A 14,832-nucleotide genomic window follows, 5' to 3' on the forward strand; every position below is an offset into this window, starting at 1 on the left:
TCCCCACCTATCCGCAACTTCACACTCTAGCGCAAAGTAGGGACCCATGGCACGCGCCCTTGTAAGGCCTCCTGGCGCGGTTTAATCGTTGTGCAACCAAGAACCGACAAACCGAACGGAGACGCCGGAGGCCCATGGCGACGCTTCTCTTCACCCATATGGCCTGTGTCGCCCACGATACGGGCGCGATGCATCCGGAATGCCCGGCCCGGCTGGAGGCCGTGCACGAGTCCCTGTCGGCGCCGGAGTTCGACGGGCTGATCCGGCGCGAGGCGCCGCTCGCCGAGCGCGGCCAGATCGAGCGCGTACATGACGCCGCCTATGTCGCGGCGGTGCTCGAGGCGATACCGGAAAGCGGGTACGCCGGCTTGGACGCCGACACCATCGTGTCGCCGGGCTCGGGGGAGGCGGCCCTGCGCGCGGCCGGGGCGGTCTGTGCGGCGGTCGACGCGGTCGCCGCGGGCGAGGCCGACAACGCTTTCTGCGCGGTGCGGCCGCCGGGACACCACGCCGAACCGGACCGTGCCATGGGGTTCTGTCTGTTCAACAACGTCGCGGTGGGCGCGGCGCAGGCCCGCGCCCAGCACGGCCTGACCCGGATCGCCGTGGTCGACTTCGACGTTCATCACGGCAACGGCACCCAGGCCATGTTCTGGTCCGACGAGGCGCTCTTCTTCGCCTCGACCCATCAGATGCCGCTCTACCCCGGCAGCGGGAGCCCGAAAGAGCGCGGCGCCGGCGGCAATATCGTTAACGCGCCTTTGGCGCCGGGCGCCGGCAGTGCCGAGTTCCGCAGCGCCATGCAGGGCATCGTCCTGCCGGCGGTGCGGCACTTCTCGCCCGAATTCATCCTGGTATCCGCCGGTTTCGACGCCCACGCCGACGACCCGCTCGCTTCGCTGAACTTCCGCGAAGCCGACTTTGCCTGGGCGACCAAGGCCTTGCTGGAGGTCGCGGCGGACTGCTGCGCCGGTAGGCTTGTCTCGACGCTGGAGGGAGGGTATGACCTGTCGGCGCTGGCGGCCAGCGCGGCGGCGCACACCCGCGCCCTGCTGGCCGCGTGAGTGCCGGTTGGGACTAGGTGATGACCGAGGACATTGCGAAGCTGAGCTTCGAGGACGCTCTGAACGAACTGCAGAGGATCGTCGGCCAGCTCGAAAGCGGCGAAGGTCGCCTGGATCAGGCGATCGAGGCCTACAAGCGCGGTGCGGCGCTCAAACAGCACTGCGAAAGCAAGTTGCGCGAAGCCAAGGAACAGATCGAAAAGATCTCTTTGGACCCGGGCGGGGAAGTCGGGCTCCAGGCGCTAGAGGTGGAGTAGGTTCCGGGGGCACTCGAGAGATGAGCGGTCTAAAGGAAGCCTTGGCGGATACCGCCAAGGCGATCACGGAATTGCTTGGCGAGCTGATGCCGATGGTCAACGGGCCTGTCGGGCGCGTGGTCGAGGCCATGCGCTACAGCGCGCTCGGCGAGGGCAAGCGCCTGCGGCCTTTCCTGGTCGTTCAGAGCGCCGCCCTGTTCGACGTGGAGCGGCGCCAGGCTCTGCGCACGGGCGCCGCCCTGGAGATGATCCACTGCTACAGCCTGATCCACGACGACCTGCCGGCCATGGACGACAGCGACCTGCGCCGCGGCCGCGCGACCGTGCACAAAGTCTACGACGACGCCACCGCCATCCTCGCCGGAGACGGCCTGCTGACCGAGGCGTTCGGCGTGCTGGCGGACGAGCGTACGCACGGCGATCCGGCCGTGCGTACCGCCCTGATCGGCGCCATGGCCAATGCGGCGGGCTCCGCGGGGATGGTCGGCGGCCAGATGATCGATCTTTCGCCCGAGCGGAGCGGTCTGGACCTCGACGGGATCACCGAACTGCAGCGCCTCAAGACGGGCGCGCTGATCACCTATGCCTGCGAGGCGGGGGCCATCCTCGGCCGCGCCGGCACCGAGCCCAAGCAGGCGCTGACCGACTATGCCGCCGACCTGGGTCTGGCCTTTCAGATCGTCGACGATCTGCTCGATGCCCAGGGCTCGGCGGAGGAACTGGGCAAGCCGACCGGACAGGACGAAGCCCTGGGCAAGGCGACCTTCGTCGGCCAGCTGGGCCTCAACGGGGCGCGGGCCAAGGCCTGCGACCTGGTTCAAAGCGCCTGCAAGCGCCTTGAAATTTTCGATGAAAAGGCAGACCTTCTTCGGGAGACGGCGTCATTTGTGCTAGAACGGCGCTTCTGAACGCGTCGCCAGACGCGAAATCCGTAAGTAAACCGGCGATCTTGGGGTCGAGGGGGTGAAAATTGAGTCAAATCGGACATAATCGGCAGACGCCGCTGCTGGACAGCATCAAAAATCCCGATGACTTGCGTAAACTGGAGGAGAGCGACCTGCCGCAGGTCGCCGCCGAGCTGCGCCAGGACGTGATCAACGCCGTGTCGGTGACCGGCGGTCATCTCGGGGCGGGTCTCGGTGTAGTTGAGCTTACCGTGGCCGTTCACTACCTGTTCAATACGCCCCGCGACAAGCTGATCTGGGACGTCAGCCACCAGTGCTACCCGCATAAGGTGCTGACCGGCCGGCGCGACCGCATCCAGACGCTGCGCCAGGGCGGCGGCCTCTCGGGCTTCACCAGCCGCAGCGAGAGCGAGTACGACCCCTTCGGCGCGGCGCACAGCTCGACCTCGATTTCGGCCGGTCTCGGCTTCTCGGTCGCCCGCGACTTCAAGGGCGAGGACAACGCCGTGATCTGCGTGATCGGCGACGGCGCGATGAGCGCCGGCATGGCCTACGAGGCCATGAACAACGCCGGCGCCATGAACAGCCGCCTGATCGTCATCCTGAACGACAACGACATGTCGATCGCGCCGCCGGTAGGGGCGATGAGCGCCTATCTGTCGCGGCTGATCTCGTCCAAGCCCTACGCCTCCGTGCGCCACCTGGCCAAGGAGATGGCGCAGAAGTTCCCGGATCCGATCAAGAAGGCCGCGCTGCGGGCCGAGGAATACGCCCGCGGCATGCTGACCGGCGGGACGCTGTTCGAGGAGCTGGGCTTTTTCTACGTGGGACCGATCGACGGTCATAACCTCGACCATCTCCTGCCCGTGCTCAAGAACGTGCGCGACACGGACTACGACGGACCGGTCCTGATCCACTGCGTGACCCGGAAGGGCAAGGGCTACGACCCCGCCGAGGAAGCGGCCGACAAGTATCACGGCGTGGCCAAGTTCGACGTGGTGACCGGCAAGCAGGACAAGCCGAAGCCCAAGGCGATGGCCTATCAGAACGTCTTCGCCAAGGCGCTGATCGAGGAGGCCAAGCACGACGACAAGATCGTGGCGGTGAACGCGGCCATGCCTTCGGGCACGGGCCTCAACAAGTTCGCCGACGCCTTTCCGGATCGCTGCTTCGATGTCGGCATCGCCGAGCAGCATGCGGTGACCTTCTGCGCCGGCCTCGCCTGCGAGGGCTACCGGCCCTTCGCGGCGATCTACTCGACCTTCCTGCAGCGGGCCTACGACCAGGTCGTCCACGACGTGGCGATCCAGAGCCTGCCGGTCCGCTTCGCCATCGACCGGGCCGGCATGGTCGGCGCGGACGGCGTGACCCACCAGGGCAGCTACGACATCACCTACCTGGGCTGCCTGCCCGGGTTCGTGCTGATGGCGGCCTCCGACGAGGTCGAGCTCATGAATATGATCGCGACTCAGGTGGCGATCGACGACCGGCCCTCGGCCTGCCGCTATCCGCGCGGCGAGGCCCTCGGCCTCGAAATGCCCGAGCGCGGCACGGCGCTTGAGATCGGCAAGGGCAAGATCGTGCGCGAAGGCAGCAAGGTCGCCATCCTGTCCTATGGCACCCGCCTGCAGGACGCGCTCCTGGCGGCCGACGAGCTGGCGGCCAAGGGGCTGTCCGCGACCGTGGCCGACGCCCGCTTCGCAAAACCGCTCGATCAGGACCTGGTTCGCCGCCTGGCGCGCGAGCACGAGGTCATGGTCACGGTGGAAGAGGGCGCGATCGGCGGTTTCGCGGCCCAAGTCATGCAGTTCATGGCAACCGACGGTCTGCTCGAGAACGGCTTGAAGTTCAGGCCTCTCACGCTGCCGGATTACTTCATCGATCACGACAAGCCGCCGCTTCAGGTCGCCGAGGCGGGCCTCGACGCCAAGGGGATCGTGGCCGCCGTGCTCTCGGCCTTCGGCCGCGAGCGCGAGGCCCTGGAGGCGCCGGTTCGCGCCTGATACGACAGGTCTACCGAGTTGTCTCGCGGCCCGCCCTTGCGGCGGGCCGCTTTATTTTGATCGAAGCGAGTTTAGAGCGAACGCCATGCCGGAACTTTGCTCCCGCCTGGAGCGCGGCGTAACTGTGAACAGGCCCTAGGGTGCCGACGATGGGGCGCGCCGCCAAGTGCCGTGCCGACCAGCTGCTGGTCGACCGCGGGCTGGCCGAGAGCCGGACGAGGGCCCAGGCCCTGATTCTGGCCGGCAGCGTCTACGCCGGCACCCGCCGGGTCGAGAAGCCCGGCCAGCAGCTGCCGGCCGACGCTGCCCTTAGCGTCAAGGGGCGCGACCATCCCTGGGTCAGCCGCGGCGGCCTCAAGCTGGTCGAGGGGCTCGACCGCTTCGCGATCGATCCGGCCGGTCTCACATGCCTCGACGTTGGCGCCTCGACCGGCGGCTTCACCGACGTGCTGCTGAGCCGGGGCGCGCGGCGGGTCTATGCGGTCGACGTCGGCCACGGGCAGCTTGCCTGGAAGCTGCGGGAGGACCCGCGCGTCGTCGTGCTGGAGCGGACCAACGCCCGCCATCTCAACGCCGCGCAGGTGCCGGAGCCGGCCGATCTGATCGTCGTCGATGTCAGCTTCATCGGTCTGGAGACGGTTCTGCCCGCAGTTCTGGCGCGCGCCGCACCCGACGCCCGGCTGATCGCCCTGATCAAGCCCCAGTTCGAGGTCGGCAAGGAGAAGGTCGGCAAGGGCGGGGTGGTGCGCGACCCGGCGCTCCACCGGGAGGTCTGCGCGCGGATCGAGGCCTGGATCGCGGGCCAGGCCGGCTGGCGGGTCATCGGCGTGACCGAGAGTCCGATCACCGGCCCGGAGGGCAACAAGGAATTCCTCCTTGCCGCCGCCCGGGACGGGAAGGTGTCCTGAAGCGGTTTCCGGTCGCGTGGTTAGGGCCTGTTGACATTCACGGCGCGCTCCTGGCGGGAGCGCATTTGCGCCGGGGCCAGGAGCGGGAGGCGCCGTGGGGTTGGGCCCCACAAGGCCTTCCGTGACGCCGCCCCGGCGCAAATCCGCCCCGTCCCAAAGGGATCCGGCGCAATCGGCCCGCTGCCGCGTTGCTCCCAGAGACTGAGACTGGGGTCGAATATGCTCGGCATGTCCTTCCTCCTCGCGCCTAACAGCAGGCCGATTTCACTCGGACCAGGAGCGCGCCCTGAATGTCAACAGGCCCTAGCACGTTCGTGACGGCTTAACGTTCTCACGACACTTTGAAGACGGCGTGAGCGGGCCGGCCCTTTCAGAGCCGCCCGCCCAGCGCCACGTCTTGGGACCGCCGCATCAATCGGGAAGCCCGCTCTTGTCGCCTCGCCTCTCGCTCACCGCCGCGTTGTTCGCCCTCGCCCTGGCATCGCCGGCCGCGGCCTTCGTCAAGGAGCCGGAACAGCCCGGGTCGCAGGGAGTGCTGTCCGAGGCGCTGAAGGCGCTGGGTTGGGAGCTCCTCACCCTGCCCGGGCGGCGGCCGGCACGATTTGCCTTGGCCGAAGACGGCGCCGTCCGCGTCTTGGCGGAGGACGCGGTCGCCTTCCTCTACCGGCCGGTCTCCGAGACCCAGCGCGACGCGCGCCGTCTGACCTGGCGTTGGCGGGTCGACGAGTTCGTTCCGAGCACCGACCTCGCGGTGGTCGGCGAGGACGACCGCTCGCTCGCGCTCCACATTTGCTTCCCGGCCGACGAGGACCGCATGTCGTTCTGGGAGCGCTTCAGCCACTCGCTGAAGAGCCTCGCCGGCGCGCCGCTCTCGGGACACGTCCTGACCTACGTCTGGGGCGGCATCCACGAGCCGGGGAGCGTCTTCGCCAATCCCCACATGGACGCCGAGGGCGAGGCCCGCGGAACCATCATCGTGCTGCGCTCCGACGTCGACCAGGGCGGGCGCTGGCTGATGGAGGAGGTCGATTTCGTCGCCGACTTCGAGCGGGTCTTCGGTTACAGCCCACCGCCGCCGGCCTATGTGGCGATCTCGGCGGACAGCGACGATACGAGCACCCGGGCGCTCGCCTTCGTGAACAACCTCAGCTTCGGGCCCTGAGACGTGGGCGCGGCCGGCCACAGCGCGCTGCCGCCCAAGGTCGCCGAGCGGCTGCGCCGCCTCGCCGAGAACGGGACCGCCGACCAGTGGTGCGTCGACCGGGACATCGACTGGTCCCGCCGGGAACGCCTGCCGCTCTGGATCAGCCGGCGGCACGCAGCGATCGCGATCAGCCAGCTCTATCACGGCGAGATGGCGACGGTCCGCCTGTGCCGCCGCCTGCTCGGCGAGGTCGAGGAGCCGCTGCTGCGCCGTTGCCTGACGCTGCAGATCGGCGACGAGGCGCGTCACGCCGAGGCCTACAGGCGCTACCTCGAGAGGCTCGGCGGGGTCATGCCCGTCGAGCCGGCCCTGGCCCGCGCCCTCGATCTGGCGGGCCGCGGAACGCTCGGCACGGCGGGCACCGTGATGGCCTACCACATCGTGGCCGAAGGCGAGGTTCTGCGGCTGCAGGAACGCCTCGCCGGCTTCTTCCCCTGCCCCCTGCTGCGCCAGGTGTCCCGACGCGTCGCCCGGGACGAGGCGAGGCACGTCGCCTTCGGGCGCCTTTTCCTCGAGGCGCGCGTCTCCCGGCTGTCGGTCGAGCGGCGGGCCGAGCTCTATGACTGGGCGCGGCGGATCTGGGTCGACTGCACCGAGGCGACGCTGGCCGCCGGCGCGGGCCGGGGTCCGATCATCCAGTGGTTCGTGGTGCGCTGGCTCGGCGGCTCGTGGCGCCGGCACGAGATCGCGCTCGGCCGCCTCGGCATCGCACCGGCGTGAGCGGCCGATGATCTCGGTGGTCATCCCGACGCTGAACGAGGCCCGGAACCTGCCGGCGCTGCTGCGGGCCCTGCGGAGAGAGAGCGAGGCCCATGAGATCGTCGTCGCGGACGGCGGCAGCCGGGACGGAACACCTCGGTTGGCGCGCGCGGCGGGCGCCCGACTGGTCCGGTCGGCGCCGGGACGCGGGCAGCAACTGGCCGCCGGCGCGCAGGCCGCGCGCGGCGACATCCTGCTTTTTCTCCACGCCGATTCTGGCTTCCCGGCCGGCGGTCTCGCCCACATCGCGCGCACGCTGGCCGAGGCGCCCGACTGTCCCGGCGGCAATTTCCGCCTGCTGTTCGACGGCGACACGGGGTTCAGCCGCTGGCTCACCGGCTTCTACGCCTGGATCCGCGCCCGGGGTCTCTACTACGGCGATTCGGGCATCTTCGTGCGCCGCGCGGCCTACCGGGATCTGGGCGGCATCCGTCCGATCGCGCTGATGGAGGACTACGACTTCGTCCGCCGCCTGGAACGCAGCGGCCCGACACGCTGCATCGAGGACCCGCCACTGGTCACCTCGTCGCGGCGCTTCGAGGGCCGCCGCCCGCTCGGCATCGTGCTCGGCTGGATCGAGATCCACGCGCTGTTCTACCTGGGCGCCTCGCCGGGGTTCCTCGCGCGCCGCTACGAGGCCCAGCGAAGCGGCCGTCGGCCGCGCGCGGACGCCAGCGGGTCCTATCCGGAGAGCGGCCAGACCAAGAGGATCATGGGGATCGCGACCAGGATGACCAGGACCTCCAGGGGCAGGCCCATGCGCCAGTAGTCACCGAAGCGGTAGCCCCCGGGGCCGAGGATCAGCGTGTTGTTCTTGTGTCCGATCGGCGTCAGGAAGGCGCAGGAGGCGGCGACCGCAACGGTCATCAGGAAGGGGTCCGGGTTGGCGCCGAGTCGGTTCGCCAGGTCCATGGCGATCGGCGCGGCGATCACCGTTGTCGCCGTGTTGTTCATGACGTCCGACAGGGTCATGGTGATGACCATCAGCAGGAACAGCACGAAGACCGCGGAGTAGCCGGCCGAGAGCCAGAGGATGCCGTTGGCGATCAGGGCCGTGCCGCCGCTGGTCTCGAGCGCGGCGCCGATCGGGATCATCGAGCCGAGCAGGACGATGACCGGCCACTCGACCTGCTCGTAGACCTCGCGCACAGGCACGATGTTGAAGGCGATCATGGCGAGCGCGGCACCGGCCAGCGCGATCGGCAGGTAGAGCACGCCGGTGGCCGCCAGCACGATGGCGGCGGCGAAGAGCCCGACGGCCAACCAGGCCTGATTCCGCTTGATCGTCTGGAGCCCCCGCTCGGCGAGCGGCAGACAGCCCATGCGGCTCATCACGTCGGGTAGCTCGTTGGCGTTGCCCTGGAGCAGCAAAACGTCGCCCGGGGTGATGACCAGGTGGCGCAGGCGGTCGCGGAACGGCTTGCCCTGGCGCGAGACGGCCAGCAGATGCACGCCGAAGCGGGTCTTGAGGCGCAGGCTCATGGCGCTGCGCCCGGCGATCCGCGCGCCCGGCGGCACCACCGCCTCGACCACGGCGACGTCCTCGCTGCGCAGCAGGCTGGTCTTGCTGCCGTCGACCACGGCGTACTCCAGCTTCAGCGTGTTGACCAGGCGCTCGAGGTCCTCGGGGCCGCCCTCTACCACCAGCAGGTCGCCGGGCCGGACCTCGGCATGGCGCGCCATGCCAGGCAGCCGCTGGTGATTGCGGATCAGGCCGACGAACTCGATCTCGTGCTGCTCGGCGACGCCGTCGAGCTCGCGCAGCTTCTGTCCCACGATCCCGGCACCCTCGGGCACCCGCACCTCGGCGATGTAGTCCTCTAGGTCGAAGCCTTCGGCGCTGGTCGGCGCCGTGCCCCCGGTCGGGATCAGGCGCCAGCCCACGAGGGCGACGAAGAGCACGCCGGCGAGCGCGCAGGCGCCGCCGACCGGCGTGAAGTCGAACATGGAAAAGGGTTCGCCCAGGGTCTCGAAGCGGTAGGCGGCGACGATGATGTTGGGCGGCGTGCCGATCAGGGTGATCAGGCCGCCCAGGATCGAGGCGAAGGACAGCGGCATGAGGGTCAGGCCGACCGCGCGCTTGGCCTTTTTCGCCGCCTGTATGTCGACCGGCATCAGGAGCGCCAGCGCGCCGACGTTGTTCATCACCGCCGAGAGCCCCGCGGCCAGGGACGACATGACGAAGATGTGCCGGGTCAGCGTGGTCGCCGCGCCGGCGATCGCGCGCGACAGCAGGTCGACCGCGCCGGAGTTGGAGAGCCCGCGCGAGACGATCAGCACCATGGCGATCACCACGGTGGCCGGGTGGCCGAAGCCGAGGAAGGCCTCTTCGACCTCCACCACGCCCAGCACGACAGCCGCCAGGAGCGCCGCGAAGGCGACGAGGTCGTAGCGCCAGCGGCCCCAGATCAGCAGCACCATGACCGCCGCCAGGATGGCGAAGACGGTAAGCTGTTCCTGGTTCAAGAAGTCAGGGCTCCCCGGCTTCCCGGTCGAGCCGCGCCCGCAGTTCGGTCTTCAGGACCTTGCCGTAGTTGTTCTTTGGCAGGGCCTCGACGAAGCGGTAGGCGCGGGGCCGCTTGAACCGGGCGATATGCGCAAGGCAGTGGGTGTCGAGCGCCGCCGCGTCCGCCGGATCGGCGGGAGCGGCGACCACGAAGGCCATCACCTCCTCGCCCCATTCCGGATGGGGCCGGCCGATGACCGAGCACTCCAGGACGCCCTCGTGCCGGAGCAGCACTTCCTCGACCTCTCTCGGGTAGATGTTGGAGCCGCCGCTGATGATCATGTCCTTCGAGCGGTCCTTCAGCGTCAGATAGCCGTCGCCGTCGAAGACGCCGAGATCGCCGGTATGCAGCCACCCGCCCCGCAGGGCCTCATCGGTCGCCGCCTGGTCCCGCCAGTAGCCGAGCATCACGGAGTCGCCGCGGACCGTAACCTCGCCGAGTTCACCGTCGGTTAACGCCTCGTCCCCCGCGCCCACGACCCGCACCTCGACCGCGGTCTGGGCCTTGCCCGCCGACGCGAGGCGCTCGAGATACCGCGGATGGTTGCGCGCCGCGTGCTCGGCCTTGGAGAGCGCGGTGATGGTCATGGGGCTCTCGCCCTGGCCGTAGATCTGGGCCAGGACATACCCGAGCCGTTCCTGGGCGCGCTGCAGGTCCTCCAGATACATGGGACCGCCGCCGTAGACGATGGTCTTCAGGTTCGCGAGATCGGCGCCGCCGAGCGCCGGATGCTCGACCAGGCGCTTCACCATGGTCGGCGCGGCGAACATCATCAGGCCGGGATGGCCCGGCAGCAGGCTGGCGATCTCCGTCGGATCGAAGCCCCGGCTCTCGGGGATCACCTGGCAGACGCCGGCGGCCAGGTGGGGCAGCCCGTAGATCCCGGAGCCGTGCGAGAGCGGCGCCGCGTGGAGGATGCAGTCGCTCGGCCCGATCGTGTCGACGTCGGCGAAGTAGCAGAAGATCATGGTCAGCAGGTTACGGTGGCTCAGCATCGCCCCCTTGGGCCGGCCGGTGGTCCCGCTGGTGTAGAACAGCCAGGCGAGATCCTCGGGCCCGGCCTCGGCGCAGCCGGCCGGATCGCCCGCGAAGAGGCCGCGGTATTCACCGCTCTCGGCCTCGATCAGGCGGTCCAGGCCCTCGACCGGGGGCAGGGCCGCCGCCTGCTTGGCCGTCGCGAAGCAGGCCCGCGCGCCGCTGTGTTCCAGGATGTAGCGGTGCTCCTCGGCGTGGAGCTTGGCGTTGACCGGCACGGGCGCCAGCCCGGCGTGCCAGCAGGCATAGAGCACCTCGAGGAAGGCCGGGCAGTTGTCCATGATCAGCGCCACCCGGTCGCCCCGGCCCAGACCGAGCCGCGTCTGCATGGCGCCCGCCAGGATGGCGGCTCGACCGGCCAGCGCGCCATAGCTCGCCACCGTCTCGGCGCCGATGGCGATCGCCGGGTCGTCGCGACGCGTCTTCCCGGCCCGTATCAGGAGATTGGCCAAGTTCACCAGGAAACGCCCCGTGCTGCTTTCCGTGGCCGCGCCGGGCCGGGCGCGGCGCTTCCATGATCCGCCGCTTTGCCGGCCGAGGTCAATCGGTGCCGGTCGCGCGAAGCGCATCTGGCAGCGGAAGGAGCGCGCTGTTATACCAGGAAGCAGCCTTCTCTTGCCGGCATGACGCGGGTGACCCAGACGCTTCTCGATTGCCCAGGGACCACGCGGGCCGGGCGCACCGCCCGGCGCGGCCGGGCGTTCCTGGCCGCGCTCGTCCTGCTGTTGTCGGCCGTCGCCGCCGGCCCGGCGGCGGCCCAGTCGCCGGACGAGCTGATGTTCTTCCGGATCGGGACGGCGTCGACGGCGGGCACCTATTTCCCGGTCGGCGGGCTGATCGCCAGCGCCATCTCCAAGCCGCCCGGCGGCCCGTCCTGCGAACGGGGCGGCAGCTGCGGCGTGCCCGGCCTGATCGCGGCCGCCGTCTCCTCCGCCGGCTCCGTCGCCAACGTCAAGGCGATCGCCCAGGGCGAGATCGAATCGGCCTTGAGCCAGGCCGATGTCGCCTATTGGGCCTACACCGGGACCGGGATCTTCAAGCGCGAGGGCCCGCAGGACAAGCTGCGGGCGATTGCCAACCTCTTCCCGGAGACCATGCACCTGGTGATCCGGCGCAACATCTTCGCGCGCGACGTCGGCGCCTTGAAAGGCAAGCGCATCTCTGTGGGTCAGGAGGGCTCCGGCACGCGGGTCGACGCCCTCATGGTCCTCGAGGCCTTCGGCTTGGACGAGACCAACACGGAGCTGGTGTCGACCGGCTCGTCGGAAGCCGCGATGATGCTGCGCGAAGGGGAGCTGGACGGCTTCTTCTTCGTCGCCGGCACGCCCGCGCGCGCGGTCGCCGAGCTGGCCCGCGACGCGCTGATCAACCTGGTGCCGATCACCGGCGAGCCGGCGGAGAAGCTGGCCGAGCGCGTGCCTTTCCTGGCGCCGATCACGGTGCGTTCGGGCACCTATTTCAATGTCGGCCAGACCCGTACGCTCTCGGTCGGCGCGCAGTGGCTGGTCGGCGCCCAGGTCGCCGAGGAGACGGTCTACCGGATCACCCGCGCGCTCTGGCACGAGAGGTCCCGGGAGGTGCTGACCAGCGGCCACCCCAAAGGCCGCCTGATCTGCCTGAACACCGCGCTGGACGGGCTCGGCGTGCCGCTTCACCCGGGCGCCGAGCGCTACTACCGGGAGATCGGCCTGCTCGACGCCGACGGCCGCAAGGCCCCGCCCAGCCTTCGGCTGCGCCGGATGCTCGACGAGCGCGGGTGCCCGGACGACCTGCTCTAGACATCCGCTGCAGCGAGAACCGCGACCACTCGATCAAGGGAAGCCCAAGGGAAGCCATGCCGGATTTTCTGACCAGCCGAGACGCCGCCGAGACGATCCCGATCACCCTGCTCGCCGAAGAGGCGCTGGACGCCTGGCTCGCCGGGCAGGACGACGCGGTGCGGCGCTGGGTCGCCGCCACCGGCTTCAAGGCGAAGGCCGGCAGCCATTGCCTGCTGCCCGAGGCCGGGGGCGGCCTGGCCCGCGTGCTGGCCGGCTACGATCCCGATAGCGGCCCCTGGGGGCTGGCCGCGCTGCCGGGGTCGCTGCCCCAGGTTTCCTATCGGCTCGACCCGCCGCCCGCCGCGGCCGAGGCCGAAGCGCTCGCGCTCGGCTGGTGGCTCGCCTGCTACGAGTTCGACGCCTACAAGAAGGGCCGAGAGAGCTGGCCGAGCCTGGTCTGGCCCGAGGGCTGCGACCAGGCCGCGGTGACCGGCGCGGCCGAGGCCACCGCGCTGGTGCGGGACCTGGTGAACACGCCGGCCGGCGACCTCGGTCCGGCGGAGCTGGCCGGCGCGGCGCGTCGGCTCGCGGAGGCCTACGGCGCCGAGATCAGCGTGATCGAGGGCGACCGGCTGCTCGACGAGGGTTATCCGGCGGTCCATGCCGTCGGCCGGGCGAGCAGCCGCCCGCCCCACCTGGCCGATCTGCGCTGGGGCGAGAGCGGACCCCGAGTCACCCTGGTCGGCAAGGGTGTCTGCTTCGATTCCGGCGGCCTCGACCTCAAGACGGCCAAGGGCATGGAGCTGATGAAGAAGGACATGGGCGGCGCGGCCCACGTGCTCGGCGTGGCCCGGATGGTCATGGACGCCGGGCTTCCGCTGCGCCTGCGCGTCCTGGTTCCAGCGGTCGAGAACGCGGTCTCGGGCGACGCCTTCCGGCCGCTCGACGTGCTCCGCACCCGCAAGGGCCTGACCGTCGAGGTCGGCAACACCGACGCGGAGGGGCGCTTGATCCTGTGCGACGCCCTGGCCGAGGCGGACACCGAGACGCCCGACCTCGTGGTCGATTTCGCGACCCTGACCGGCGCCGCCCGGGTGGCGCTGGGCACCGAGCTGCCGGCTCTCTTCTGCAACAACGACGCGGTCGCCGAGACGCTGCTGTCCCAGGGCCTGGCTCGCCACGATCCGCTCTGGCGCATGCCGCTCCACAAGCCCTACCGGAGGCTGCTCGACAGCAAGGTCGCCGACCTCAATAACATCTCCGACGGGCCCTACGGCGGCGCGATCACGGCCGCCCTGTTCATGGCCGAGTTTCTCGAGCCGGAGACCCCCTGGGTCCACATCGATGTCATGGCCTGGAACCTCGCGGCCAAGCCGGGCCGCCCGGCCGGCGGCGAGGCTATGGGAATGCGCGCGGTCTACGGCCTGGTCGAAGCGGTCGCCAGTGGCGAGTTGGTGCCGCGGGGTTAGGTCGGCACTATCTAGCGCACCCATTCCTTGTAATTGCCGGACTTGATCCGGCAATCCAGGAGCGGGTGCAAACTCCCTGGATGCTCCGATCAAGTCCGAGCATGACAGAATTGGCGGTCGAGGGGCGCTCTGTGCTTCTTTGGCGGCACTGGGGAACCGCAAGGCGTTACCGCTAAAACCCGATCCGCGCTAGCGGGAGGAGTCCAACCCTCGCTGCCAGCCCTTGTCATTGCCGGGCTTGACCCGGCAATCCAGGAGTGGGTGCAAACTACCCTGGATGCTTGGATCGATGGCACCGGGAACGAGCCCGGAACCGTCCCCGCCCCACAACTAATGCTTGTCGATCCCTTGATGCGACTCGGGAGTCTTTGGCAGAGTCATTGCGCATTCGCAACGAACTCGAGCGGCACTGCCTTGGACATAAGCTCGGCCCAAGCGATCGAATTCTGGCGGCGGGTTCTGACCGAGAGCCTGCAGCGCCGACTGCCGGACCTGAGCGCCCGCCAGCAAGCCCTGCTCCTGCATGTCTATCTGATGAACCCGCCCCATACTGTGCGCGGTCTGGCGGCGGCGCTCAACATGTCGAAGCCGGCGGTGACCCGTGCGCTCGACCAGCTCTCGGCGCTGGGTTTCGTCAAGCGCAAGACCGACGAGAAGGACCGGCGCAGCGTACTGGTGCAGAGGACCGTGCCCGGCGCCGTCTTCCTGCGCGACTTCGCCGACATGGCCAAGGACCAGGCGGCCTCCCTGCGTTAGCGCGGCTTAGCAGTACCGAGCCCGACTTCTCCCATGAGTCGAACCCTGTGCCGTCTATACTATTATTGATTATTTCGCCGGTTCCCGTGAAACGGGCACGGATGTTCTTGGTTCCAAGTGGCTGAACCACTATTATCGCGCGCGAGAATCACCGGGGGAAACGCCTCGGGTGTGTATGGAACCTGTCGGGTCGCGGGGGCCCGCC

The 14,832-nt window shown here is 69.4% G+C and carries 13 protein-coding genes; 11 read left to right on the forward strand and 2 right to left on the reverse strand.

What is annotated here, in order from left to right; genetic code table 11:
• Positions 1–134: 134 nt before the first annotated feature.
• The 8 genes from QNJ67_09890 to QNJ67_09925 all read left to right on the forward strand — a co-directional run bounded on the left by QNJ67_09890 (position 135) and on the right by QNJ67_09925 (position 7,869).
• Complete coding sequence (locus tag QNJ67_09890; GenBank protein MDJ0609275.1) at positions 135–1,064, forward strand: histone deacetylase family protein; 930 nt, start codon at positions 135–137, stop codon at positions 1,062–1,064.
• A gap of 20 nt (positions 1,065–1,084) precedes the next feature.
• Positions 1,085–1,321 carry an exodeoxyribonuclease VII small subunit gene (locus QNJ67_09895; GenBank protein MDJ0609276.1) on the forward strand — a complete coding sequence of 79 codons (237 nt, stop codon included), beginning with the start codon at positions 1,085–1,087 and terminating at the stop codon, positions 1,319–1,321.
• Between the two features lie 20 nt (positions 1,322–1,341).
• A complete protein-coding gene (locus QNJ67_09900; GenBank protein ID MDJ0609277.1) occupies positions 1,342–2,229 on the forward strand; it encodes a polyprenyl synthetase family protein in 888 nt (295 codons plus the stop codon).
• A 62-nt stretch (positions 2,230–2,291) separates the two neighbouring features.
• Positions 2,292–4,229 carry a 1-deoxy-D-xylulose-5-phosphate synthase gene (dxs, locus tag QNJ67_09905; protein ID MDJ0609278.1) on the forward strand — a complete coding sequence of 646 codons (1,938 nt, stop codon included), beginning with the start codon at positions 2,292–2,294 and terminating at the stop codon, positions 4,227–4,229.
• Positions 4,230–4,378: 149 nt separating this feature from the next.
• A complete protein-coding gene (locus QNJ67_09910; protein MDJ0609279.1) occupies positions 4,379–5,137 on the forward strand; it encodes a TlyA family RNA methyltransferase in 759 nt (252 codons plus the stop codon).
• Positions 5,138–5,567: 430 nt separating this feature from the next.
• Positions 5,568–6,299 (forward strand): DUF3047 domain-containing protein, encoded by a 732-nt coding sequence (locus QNJ67_09915; GenBank protein ID MDJ0609280.1) that lies wholly within the window; start codon positions 5,568–5,570, stop codon positions 6,297–6,299.
• Positions 6,300–6,302: 3 nt separating this feature from the next.
• The gene (locus QNJ67_09920) at positions 6,303–7,061 is read left to right on the forward strand and encodes a ferritin-like domain-containing protein (protein MDJ0609281.1); all 759 of its coding nucleotides are present in this window, start codon (positions 6,303–6,305) and stop codon (positions 7,059–7,061) included.
• Positions 7,062–7,068: 7 nt separating this feature from the next.
• Positions 7,069–7,869: a TIGR04283 family arsenosugar biosynthesis glycosyltransferase gene (locus QNJ67_09925; protein MDJ0609282.1), complete on the forward strand. Its 801-nt coding sequence runs from the start codon at positions 7,069–7,071 to the stop codon at positions 7,867–7,869.
• Here QNJ67_09925 and QNJ67_09930 read toward each other — a convergent pair.
• Both QNJ67_09930 and QNJ67_09935 read right to left on the reverse strand, forming a co-directional pair.
• Positions 7,782–9,566, reverse strand: a complete 1,785-nt coding sequence (locus tag QNJ67_09930) for an SLC13 family permease (GenBank protein ID MDJ0609283.1) — start codon at positions 9,564–9,566, stop codon at positions 7,782–7,784. The genes QNJ67_09925 and QNJ67_09930 overlap by 88 nt on opposite strands.
• Positions 9,567–9,570: 4 nt before the next feature.
• Positions 9,571–11,100, reverse strand: a complete 1,530-nt coding sequence (locus tag QNJ67_09935) for an AMP-binding protein (GenBank protein MDJ0609284.1) — start codon at positions 11,098–11,100, stop codon at positions 9,571–9,573.
• A gap of 174 nt (positions 11,101–11,274) precedes the next feature.
• Between QNJ67_09935 and QNJ67_09940 the strand changes: the two genes are divergently transcribed.
• From QNJ67_09940 to QNJ67_09950, 3 genes are all read left to right on the forward strand, one after another.
• The gene (locus tag QNJ67_09940) at positions 11,275–12,420 is read left to right on the forward strand and encodes a TAXI family TRAP transporter solute-binding subunit (GenBank protein ID MDJ0609285.1); all 1,146 of its coding nucleotides are present in this window, start codon (positions 11,275–11,277) and stop codon (positions 12,418–12,420) included.
• A 56-nt stretch (positions 12,421–12,476) separates the two neighbouring features.
• Positions 12,477–13,871, forward strand: coding sequence for a leucyl aminopeptidase family protein (locus QNJ67_09945; GenBank protein ID MDJ0609286.1), 1,395 nt, complete (start codon positions 12,477–12,479; stop codon positions 13,869–13,871).
• Positions 13,872–14,285: 414 nt separating this feature from the next.
• Complete coding sequence (locus QNJ67_09950) at positions 14,286–14,627, forward strand: MarR family transcriptional regulator (GenBank protein MDJ0609287.1); 342 nt, start codon at positions 14,286–14,288, stop codon at positions 14,625–14,627.
• The last annotated feature ends 205 nt before the right edge of the window (positions 14,628–14,832 follow it).

This window comes from Kiloniellales bacterium (assembly GCA_030064845.1).
Taxonomy (GTDB): domain Bacteria; phylum Pseudomonadota; class Alphaproteobacteria; order Kiloniellales; family JAKSDN01; genus JASJEC01.